Annotated in this window: 10 protein-coding genes; 9 read left to right on the forward strand and 1 reads right to left on the reverse strand. The window is 30.8% G+C overall.

Features of this window, described 5'->3' with window-relative positions:
• The first annotated feature begins 97 nt into the window (after positions 1 to 97).
• A complete protein-coding gene (locus VQ048_RS11450) occupies positions 98 to 991 on the forward strand; it encodes a VapE domain-containing protein (RefSeq protein ID WP_327611805.1) in 894 nt (297 codons plus the stop codon).
• Between the two features lie 332 nt (positions 992 to 1,323).
• Here VQ048_RS11450 and VQ048_RS11455 read toward each other — a convergent pair whose 3' ends face one another.
• Positions 1,324 to 1,653, reverse strand: coding sequence for a helix-turn-helix transcriptional regulator (locus tag VQ048_RS11455; RefSeq protein ID WP_327611806.1), 330 nt, complete (start codon positions 1,651 to 1,653; stop codon positions 1,324 to 1,326).
• A gap of 162 nt (positions 1,654 to 1,815) precedes the next feature.
• Here VQ048_RS11455 and VQ048_RS11460 point away from each other — a divergent pair, with 162 nt between their 5' ends.
• The 8 genes from VQ048_RS11460 (at position 1,816) to VQ048_RS11495 (ending at position 9,234) form a co-directional block, all read left to right on the forward strand.
• The gene (locus tag VQ048_RS11460; protein WP_327611807.1) at positions 1,816 to 2,010 is read left to right on the forward strand and encodes a hypothetical protein; all 195 of its coding nucleotides are present in this window, start codon (positions 1,816 to 1,818) and stop codon (positions 2,008 to 2,010) included.
• 60 nt (positions 2,011 to 2,070) lie between these two features.
• Positions 2,071 to 2,523 carry a hypothetical protein gene (locus tag VQ048_RS11465; protein WP_327611808.1) on the forward strand — a complete coding sequence of 151 codons (453 nt, stop codon included), beginning with the start codon at positions 2,071 to 2,073 and terminating at the stop codon, positions 2,521 to 2,523.
• On the forward strand, positions 2,520 to 3,479 hold the full coding sequence (locus VQ048_RS11470; protein ID WP_327611809.1) for an ATP-grasp domain-containing protein: 960 nt from the start codon (positions 2,520 to 2,522) through the stop codon (positions 3,477 to 3,479). The genes VQ048_RS11465 and VQ048_RS11470 overlap by 4 nt, the downstream gene beginning before the upstream one ends.
• A 171-nt stretch (positions 3,480 to 3,650) precedes the next feature.
• Complete coding sequence (gwsS, locus tag VQ048_RS11475; protein ID WP_327611810.1) at positions 3,651 to 4,697, forward strand: grasp-with-spasm system SPASM domain peptide maturase; 1,047 nt, start codon at positions 3,651 to 3,653, stop codon at positions 4,695 to 4,697.
• A gap of 1 nt (position 4,698) precedes the next feature.
• Positions 4,699 to 5,502 carry a GLPGLI family protein gene (locus tag VQ048_RS11480; RefSeq protein WP_327611811.1) on the forward strand — a complete coding sequence of 268 codons (804 nt, stop codon included), beginning with the start codon at positions 4,699 to 4,701 and terminating at the stop codon, positions 5,500 to 5,502.
• 1 nt (position 5,503) lies between these two features.
• Positions 5,504 to 7,696, forward strand: coding sequence for a peptidase domain-containing ABC transporter (locus VQ048_RS11485; protein WP_327611812.1), 2,193 nt, complete (start codon positions 5,504 to 5,506; stop codon positions 7,694 to 7,696).
• Entirely contained in the window at positions 7,686 to 8,990 is a 1,305-nt protein-coding gene (locus tag VQ048_RS11490; protein WP_327611813.1) for an HlyD family secretion protein, read from the forward strand. Before VQ048_RS11485 ends, VQ048_RS11490 begins: the two co-directional genes overlap by 11 nt.
• A 1-nt stretch (position 8,991) precedes the next feature.
• Positions 8,992 to 9,234: a TolC family protein gene (locus VQ048_RS11495; RefSeq protein ID WP_327611814.1), complete on the forward strand. Its 243-nt coding sequence runs from the start codon at positions 8,992 to 8,994 to the stop codon at positions 9,232 to 9,234.
• Positions 9,235 to 9,340: the final 106 nt, after the last annotated feature.

The following is a 9,340-nucleotide window of genomic DNA, read 5'->3' on the forward strand; positions in this document are numbered from 1 at the left end:
CAAAAGCCAACGCTTTTCCTGACCATTTTTCCTCATCAGTTAACAACAATAACATCAGAAAACTAAAAGAAATTACTACTTTTGAACTGTACTGAAAATGGGGAGCCTACACACCATTACCACCACAAAACAGGATTTGTGGCGCACCTGCTTCAAAAAATGGTTTGTAGCAATGGTAGCATGCGTTTTAGATGAAAAGCAGGTTAACCAAACTGTAATTGTATTTTCTGGTAAACAGGGCTTAGGTAAAACCACCTGGATAGAAAAACTAATGCCTCAACCCCTCAAAGAATATATTTTTTCCGGCACAATCAACCCCAGCAACAAAGATACTTTAATTCATTTAGCTGAATGTATGTTGATTAATCTGGACGAGCTGGAAAACCTTAACAAGACCGAAATCGGCACACTGAAAGAAATCATCACCAAAACTCACATCAGAATGCGCAAAGCCTATGGTCATAACAACGAAAATATGCCACGCCGTGCAAGTTTCGCCGGCAGTGTAAACACCGCCCAGTTCCTGAATGACACCACAGGATCACGCCGTTTCCTTTGTTTCGAAGTAGAGCATATCGAATACGCCCACGAAATCGACATCAATAAAGTCTATGCGCAGGCTCTGAAACTCAAAAATGAAGGCTTTCGCCACTGGTTCAACCAAGAAGAAATCAAAGAAATTAACGCCAATAATGAACAGTATCAGCTACGTAGTCCGGAAGAAGAATTGCTTTTAACCTGGTTCGTACCCGCTACAAGGGAAACTGCAAAATATTTTTTGAATACCACACAGATTCTGCAAATCTTAGCCAATCGTGCTAATATTAATATAAATGATGCATCTGTAGCTAAATTAGGAAAAGCATTAAGGAAGCACAATTACACAAGGATTATGCGAAATAACTCTTACGTCTATGCCGTAAATATGCTTGATTTTAAAGCTGTTGACAACAAGAATAAAACAGGAAACCAAATAGATAAATCCTCATAACTACAAGCTGAAATTCCCTTCCGCTTTCCAAACTGATTAGAGGTGCAAAATGCACCGCTTTTCTTTTTGTTTGTGGAAGTAAGTCAAGTAACCAAAAATCAGCAAAACAAAATTTTGGTTTTCTTCCCTCAAAAAAATGCTGAAATAGCAATTTTCAGTGTAATCCGAAAACATAGACTCACTACTTTTCACTGTATTTATCGTATAAAATAGTTTTTCCCCGAAAACTTTTTTTATAAAATGTTTTTGCCCAAACTTACTTACATTACTTACTTTTCTTTTTCTGCACATTTTTACGCTCGTTTGCCGGGTAGAGATACCAAAAAATAAATTTACCCCTCATTTTTAGAATTTACCCGCTCCTTCAATTCAACAATCTCACTTTTCAACATCCTTATATAATCGTGCAGATGCTCTACAAAGGCTATGGGGACATGGTAATTTTGTTCGTTTATCTTAACTTCTTTAGTATCACTCTCATAAATTTCTTCAATGCCTACATTTAGAAATTTCGCCATCTTTTCCCATTCATTCATTGTTATTTTCACTTCCCCTTTTTCTTTTCTGCAATAGGCTGATTTGTCTCTACATATCACTTCTGCCATGATATCTTGGGATACCCCTTTAGAAACTCGTAAATTCCGTAGTTTTTCCTTTTCCATAATTTTATTATTTTTGTAAATATATAAATAATTACATTCAATTGCATAACATTGCGTATTATTTTGCAATAAAAACGCAACAAATTTTTAAATATTGTGCATTTTTATTTCTCACATTTGTAGTGTCGGTAGTGGCACATAACATTTTAACTTTTATTTATCATGAAAAAATCTATTAAAAATTTCCAATCCAAAAACCTTAATGGTTTTACAAGGGCATTTGGTGCTAAAATCAAAGGTGGAGGTGAAAACACAATGACCTTGGCCGAAACCGTGATAACTGTGCGTAAAGACGGAACAAAAGAAATGACTGTTATTGGAGAAGATAAGAACGATGCGTGTGACGCTAATTGTTAACTCATTTATTAAAAAAACACGAGGCTTCCGTACAGGAAGCCTTTACTTACTTTTAATCTTATGAAAATTCATGTATTTATTTTAGTAGTTTTTTCTTACTTTTTATTTTATTCTTGCACTACCAATAAATTTAGTGCTTTGTCAAAATACAATGAATTTGACGAAAGTCAAAGATATGTTATATATAAAAATGATACCGTAGGAATTGAATCAAGAACTTTTGGAGATTTTACTTTCCCTGTTTCCAATAAAGAAGTCAAGAAAATACGCAAGGGCAGAATACCATTTAATAATATTCTATTGTATGCAAATACTTTAAATCCTGCTTATGAATATTATATACTTATAGATTACAAAAAAAAGAATAGATTATATAAAAAATATTTAAGAAAAGATACTATTGTTGATGGAAAAACATTTTCATTTATTGCGAGTAAAAATATACCGAAATCTGATTGGAAGTTCATTGTAAGTAATATTCATTTTAAGAATATGCAAAAATCAAGCAAATGATACTTATTATTTCTAGAGATGGTGATACTACTACTGATTTAGTTATAGATTGGCTATTAGAATACAATCTGCCTTTTTTAAGAGTAAATGATGATTTTTACTATAATATCTGTATGGATTTCCAAGATTTTTCTGCTTCTACAATTTATGATATCAAAATATCTGACATCTCAGTTATCTGGTTCAGAAAGAATACTTTCCTTTTAAATAAAAGCGACCAAGAAAACATTATTAAACAACTTGATAAGTCTATAATAACATTTTCAAACAATGAAATTGTAGAATTCAGAAAATATTTTTTTTGGAAACTTTCTGAAATAAAATCTATAAAATGGCTAACTAATCCTAATAAAATAACGGAAAATAAATTAATACAAATGGATGTTGCAAGAAGTGTAGGTCTTCGAGTACCTAAAACTTTTGTAATAACTCGTAAGAAAGATTTACTTAATTTTACATCCAATTCTGTTGGTATTGTGAAACCAATAGTAAACTGCATTCATCCTGTTATTGATGGAAAAGGAGTTATTATGAAAACATGTATTGTTGACAGAAAAACAGAAGATACACCTATAACCTTTCCTATTTCATTGGTTCAAAACTTAATAGAAAAATTATTTGAAATAAGAGTCTTTTATATAGACAATGAGTTTTTTGCTACTAAAGTAGTAGAAGAAGAGAATAATGAAATTGATCATAGAGTAAACATTGCAATGAATAAGACTAGATTTGAAAATTATTTATTACCAAATGATATAAAAAATAAGCTTAGAGCTTTGTTTGAAACTTTTGATTTGAATTGTTCATCGGTTGATTTATTGGTTGATAAAAATGGCGATTATTATTTTTTAGAAATAAATCCAACAGGTCAATTTACATATCATTCCATATTCAATAATACCTATTTAGAAAAAAAAATTGCCACAACATTAAAAAAATTTTATTATGAAAACTAATAGATTTCACTTGATATATTTTTATCTTAACATTAGTGTGAAAAGTAAATTTGTAAATTTTTGTTTTGCCAAAAATGATAATGCTTATTCTAAAATTCATAATAATAAAAAATTTAAAACAAAAACATATCATAAATTTTCTACACCTTTTTTAGATATTGATAAATTCTAATGGCTAAAAAATTTTTCTTATACAAAGACTGTTTTATTATAAGTGGTTTTAAAAACACTATTATTTGTGATACTTATGAAAATAGGTTCATAAATATTCCTGAAAAATTACAATTTGATATTATTGAAAAATCTATTATTATAAGTAATGATAGTCAAAATTTTATTTCTTATCTATCCGAAGAAGGATATGGTTCTTATTTATTTGATGAAAATGTAATAGATAAAAATATCATCTGGAGCTCTCCAAGGATTGTAGACGAAATAATTGTTTTGTATAGTGAGTTGTTGTTTCAGAATATTGATAGTTTTATTAGCTTCATCGTAAGTGTCAATGCTCAATATTTACAAATAAGATTCAATAGTAACTTTAATGATATCAATAAACTAAAATCTTTTTTATTATCATTATCAAGTTCTCCAATAAAAACAATAGAAATACTTTTGGACTCCCAAAATTTTTTAGAATCTGATGTTATAGAAGTAGCAATAAAGCATACACGTGTACAAGTTATATTCTTCTATAACTCATCATTTAATAGTTCTAAAACTTTAGAAAAGGAATTACTGACTGTAGTTAATGTTAAAAATAATATTTTAGATTCAAAGTATTGCGGAATAATAGATGAAAATTATTTTTTGTCCGATTTAAAGTATTTTTCTAAATCACACTTTCATAATAACTGTCTTAAAGGAAAGATTTTTTTTGATGAAAAAATGAATGCTTTTAATTGTCCCTCATTTTCTCAATCTTTTGGAAACTTAATGAATCTAAATAAAGATAATTTAGCTGGGAATGCATTTTTCTTAAAATATCAAAATATAACAAAAAATAATATAAAAGTTTGTAAAGATTGTGAATTTCGTTACATATGTACGGACTGTCGGGCCTATACTGAACAAACCTATTATAATGAGGAAGGATTAGATGTTTCAAAACCTTTAAAGTGCGGTTACAACCCATATACTGGCGAGTGGGAAAAATGGAGTACTAATCCTATAAAACAAAAAGCAATTAAAAATTATGGAATGCAAAAAATTTTATAAAATGAATCTAATTGTTCTAATCTTGTCTTTTAATCAGTATTTCGGACAAAATTACCGAATAGATTATCAAATGAGTTACAAGCCTGATTCATTACAAAGTGATTTCAAAACAAAAAATATGGTTTTACTTTTAAAAGAGAATAAATCTAAATTTCTTTCTCTTGACCAGTATAAAAATGATTCACTATTTATAATTAAAAATAAAGAAAACAAATACTTTGTTAAAAATTTCGATTTTAAGTTTATGACTATTTGTGATTATTCAAACAAAAAAGTCTATAGATTTACAAGTATTTTGCGCGACTTGTATAGAACAACATCAGATATTCCATCTTTTAATTGGGAAATTAATAGTGAAACAAAAAAAATACTAGGATTTAATTGTCAAAATGCTACTTTGTCTTATTCTAATCGGAAGTGGGAGGTCTGGTTTACTACCGACATCCCCATCCAAAGTGGACCTTACATCTTTTCAGGATTACCTGGATTAATAGTTGAAATGAAAGATACTAAGAATAATTACACTTTTAACCTTCTGTCGATTACTAGGGGTGATAATTTTAATATTGACTTTATTCCAACAAAATTTTTAGATATTACAAATATACAATTAGCTAAATTAAAGTTAGATTATTACAACGATCCCTATAGGGAAATGAAATCGGGTCAAATTAAAGTTAGATGGCAGGATGAAAATGGTGTAGAATTTAAACCTAATTACGGTGAATTAACAAAGTCTGAGCAAGACTATATTCGTAAAAACAATAATGAAATAGAACTTTCCGAAGCAATAAAATATAAGTAGGTTGAATATTTTTCCTTACTATAAACAACCCGACGCCAAAGACTGTGGCCCCACTTGCTTACGAATCATAAGCAAGTTTTATGGTAAAAATATTCCTCTTCTGCAAATTCGCCAACTTTCAGAGACCACTCGGGAAGGAAGTTCGCTATTAGGTTTAAGTGATGCAGCGGAAATTTTAGGATTCAAGACTTTAGGTGTTCAAATTGATTATCTAACACTGAAAGAAGAAGTTCCACTGCCTTGCATCGTACATTGGAACAAGCAACATTTCGTAGTTGTTTATAAGATTGATAAATCAGGTAAAGTTTATGTATCAGATCCCAGCTATGGCCTAATAACCTATGAGAAAGAAGAATTTATAAAGCGATGGATTGGCAATAATGCTGATGAATCCACTGAAGAAGGTATAGCGTTAATTCTGGAAACCAGTCCCGAATTCTATAAAAATGAGTTTGATATCGAAGAAAGCAAGGCAAGTTTTTCATTTCTCTCAAAATATCTGCTTAAATACAAATCTTTAGTCCTACAATTAGCAATAGGCTTATTAGCTGGAAGTTTATTATCCCTAATCGTTCCCTTTCTTACTCAAAGTATAGTAGATGTTGGCATACAAAACCAAGATTTAAACTTTATTTACCTTGTCTTGCTAGCACAGGTTATGCTATTTTTGGGAAGGATGAGTATAGAGGTTATTCGGAACTGGATACTACTGCATCTTTCTACGCGCATCAATATATCAATTGTTTCAGATTTCTTTATAAAACTAATGAAACTTCCCATTAGTTTTTTTGATACGAGAATGACGGGTGATATCATGCAGAGGATAAATGATCATACCCGGATTGAGCAACTCCTTACTAATTCCTCACTAAATACCCTTTTTTCATTAGTCAATCTTGTTATCTACAGTATTATTCTTCTATTCTATGACTACAGATTATTTGTGATTTATCTTGTTGGTGCCATTACCTACCTTGGTTGGATTACATTTTTTCTTAAAAAAAGAAGGGAGTTGGATTATAAGAGGTTTTCCCAAATCTCACAGGAACAAAGCAAGGTTATCGAACTTGTAAACGGGATGCAGGAAATAAAGATGCACAACGCCGAAAAGCAAAAGCGTTGGGGCTGGGAATTTGTTCAGGTTAAACTATTTAAACTGAGAATCAAATCGCTCTCACTGGAACAATGGCAATCAGTCGGCGGAAACTTCATCAATCAAATAAAAGATATTTTAGTAAGTTTCCTTTCCGCTAAATTGGTGTTAAGTGGCAATCTAACATTAGGTATGATGCTTTCAGTTCAATACATCATTGGGCAACTTAACAGCCCTTTAATGCAATTAATTGACTTCATTCGTCAGTATCAGGATGCAAATATTGCTTTGGAAAGATTGGGAGAAATTCATGATAAAGAAGATGAAGAAAATAAGGATGAACAATATGTTTCTGAAATTCCACAAAAGGATATTGAAATCAAAGATGTTTCATTTCGATATATTGGTTCAGATCAGTTTGTTTTTGAGAATTTGAATCTTACCATTCCCTACCAAAAAACTACAGCTATTGTGGGAGCCAGCGGAAGCGGTAAAACAACACTTTTAAAACTTCTCATGAAATTCTATGAACCGAACTCTGGAGAAATCCGTATCGGAAACACTAATCTTAAAAATATATCTCCAAGATTATGGAGAGACCATTGCGGTGTTGTGATGCAGGAAGGCTATGTGTTTAATGATACTATTGCTGAAAATATTGCAGTGGGTGAAGATTATATAGACAAGCAAAAATTAAGAAAAGCAGTCGAAATTGCAAACATTAAAGATTTTGTGGAAAGCCTACCGTTAAGTTATAATACCAAAATAGGTAACGAAGGAGTTGGCGTTAGTGGCGGGCAAAAACAACGTTTGTTTATAGCAAGAGCTGTTTACAAATCTCCGGATTACATTTTCTTTGACGAAGCAACAAGCTCATTAGATGCCAACAATGAAAAAATCATTATGGAAAACTTGGAACAATTTTTTGAAGGTAAAACTGCTATTGTCATTGCGCACCGTTTATCAACAGTAAAACACGCAGACAAAATTATTGTTTTAGATAAAGGTAAAGTGGTTGAAGAAGGTAGCCATACAGAGTTAGTAGCTTTAAAAGGAGAATATTACCGGTTAGTAAAAAATCAATTAGAACTTGGAAACTAAAAAAGACATATTAGATAGTATAGAACTTCGTTCAGAATCTGTTCAGGATATTTTGTCGCGTCCTCCACATTGGATGATCCGCTGGGGCAATACGCTGATTTTTATCATTATGCTGATGGTATTACTCATGAGTTATTTCATTAAGTATCCTGAGTTTGTTCCAGCGCCTATCATTGTCACTTCGCAAAATCCACCTGAAAAAATTATTATCAGAACCAACTCTAAAATTGAGAAAATCTTTATAAAAGATCATCAGGAAGTTAAAAAGGAGGATATTCTTATGGTTTTGCAATCGGCAGCAAATTATAACGATGTTTTAAAGCTTAAAAAAATTGTAGATTCTCTTTCCCCTACTCAAATAATGGGATTTCCATTATCTGAAACTTCAAAATATAAGCTGGGAGAACTGCAAAGTGATTATAATACTTTTGCGAAAGCATTTCAGGATGAAAAGCTTTTTACAATATTAAAACCATATGCCCCTGAAGATATCGCTGCAAACCAAAGCTTATCTGAAAACAAGGGAAGAATAGTAACTATGCAACAACAATTGAGTTTAGAAAATGCTAAACTAGATTTAAGTAAAAAAAATTATGAGCGCTCTCAGCAATTATATAATCAGGGTGTCATTGCGAAAATGGAATTAGAAAATGAAAGAATTAAGTATTTGCAGGCTCAACAAAATGTAAAAAATCTAAATCTTTCTATATCACAATTACAGGAGAGCATAACAAATCTTAACAAAACGAAAAGTGGAGTTGCTATCAATGCTGAAAAAGATAAAATTAATTACTCATCCCAAACATTGCAATTATTCGAACAATTAAGAAAATCATTAAAACAGTGGGAACAAAACTATCTGGTTATTTCTTCTACTAATGGAATAGTGAGTTTTCAAAAATTTTATGGTGAAAATCAATTTGTCCAAGCAGGAGATGCTATATTATCTATACTTCCTAAAGACAAAGAAGCCATAGTTGGAAGGATGTCTGTCCCAGCAACAAATTCTGGTAAAATTGTACAAGGTGAAAAAGTATTAATTAAACTAGATAATTATCGTTATCAGGAATATGGCATTGTAGAAGGAAGAGTACAAAATATTTCCCTTACCCCAGATGATAAAGGAAATTACTATGTGGGTGTTATTTTACCAAAAGGTCTAAAGACATCATATAATAAAATGCTTCCTTTTGATAAAGAATTAAAAGGTAATGCAGAGATTGTAACTAAAGATTTAAGATTAATTGAAAGGTTCTTTTACCAAATAAGACAGTTATTAGGATATCAAGATTAAAATGAAGAATGCACTTATTTTCTTTTTTGTATTTATTTTAACAGAGATAAATGCTCAAAAAAAATGGCCATTGCAGCAATGTATAGACTATGCCGTGAAAAATAATTTGCAGATAGTGCAGAATAATTTCAACAAAAATATTCAGGAAAAAAATCTGGATATTGCCAAAAGAGAAAAATTGCCAACAGTTTCAGGAACTTTTAATAATAATGCAAGCTTTGGGCAGGGACAAGATGTTGTGTAAGCTCCCCCGAAAACAGTACAATTTAAAAGTATAAAATTATTAAATTTAAATTGTCAGAAACATTATGAAAAAGAGCAGATTCAGTCCGGAGCAGATAGCTAAGATA

The organism is Bergeyella anatis (assembly GCF_036016955.1).
Lineage (GTDB): Bacteria > Bacteroidota > Bacteroidia > Flavobacteriales > Weeksellaceae > JAYWXI01.

Excerpts from the sequence above, each read along its gene's own strand:
- VQ048_RS11450 (WP_327611805.1), top strand. The coding sequence starts at position 98 with ATGGGGAGCCTACACACCATTACCACCACAAAACAGGATTTGTGGCGC.
- VQ048_RS11455 (WP_327611806.1), bottom strand. The coding sequence starts at position 1,653 with ATGGAAAAGGAAAAACTACGGAATTTACGAGTTTCTAAAGGGGTATCC.
- VQ048_RS11460 (WP_327611807.1), top strand. The coding sequence starts at position 1,816 with ATGAAAAAATCTATTAAAAATTTCCAATCCAAAAACCTTAATGGTTTT.
- VQ048_RS11465 (WP_327611808.1), top strand. The coding sequence starts at position 2,071 with ATGAAAATTCATGTATTTATTTTAGTAGTTTTTTCTTACTTTTTATTT.
- VQ048_RS11470 (WP_327611809.1), top strand. The coding sequence starts at position 2,520 with ATGATACTTATTATTTCTAGAGATGGTGATACTACTACTGATTTAGTT.
- gwsS (WP_327611810.1), top strand. The coding sequence starts at position 3,651 with ATGGCTAAAAAATTTTTCTTATACAAAGACTGTTTTATTATAAGTGGT.
- VQ048_RS11480 (WP_327611811.1), top strand. The coding sequence starts at position 4,699 with ATGAATCTAATTGTTCTAATCTTGTCTTTTAATCAGTATTTCGGACAA.
- VQ048_RS11495 (WP_327611814.1), top strand. The coding sequence starts at position 8,992 with ATGAAGAATGCACTTATTTTCTTTTTTGTATTTATTTTAACAGAGATA.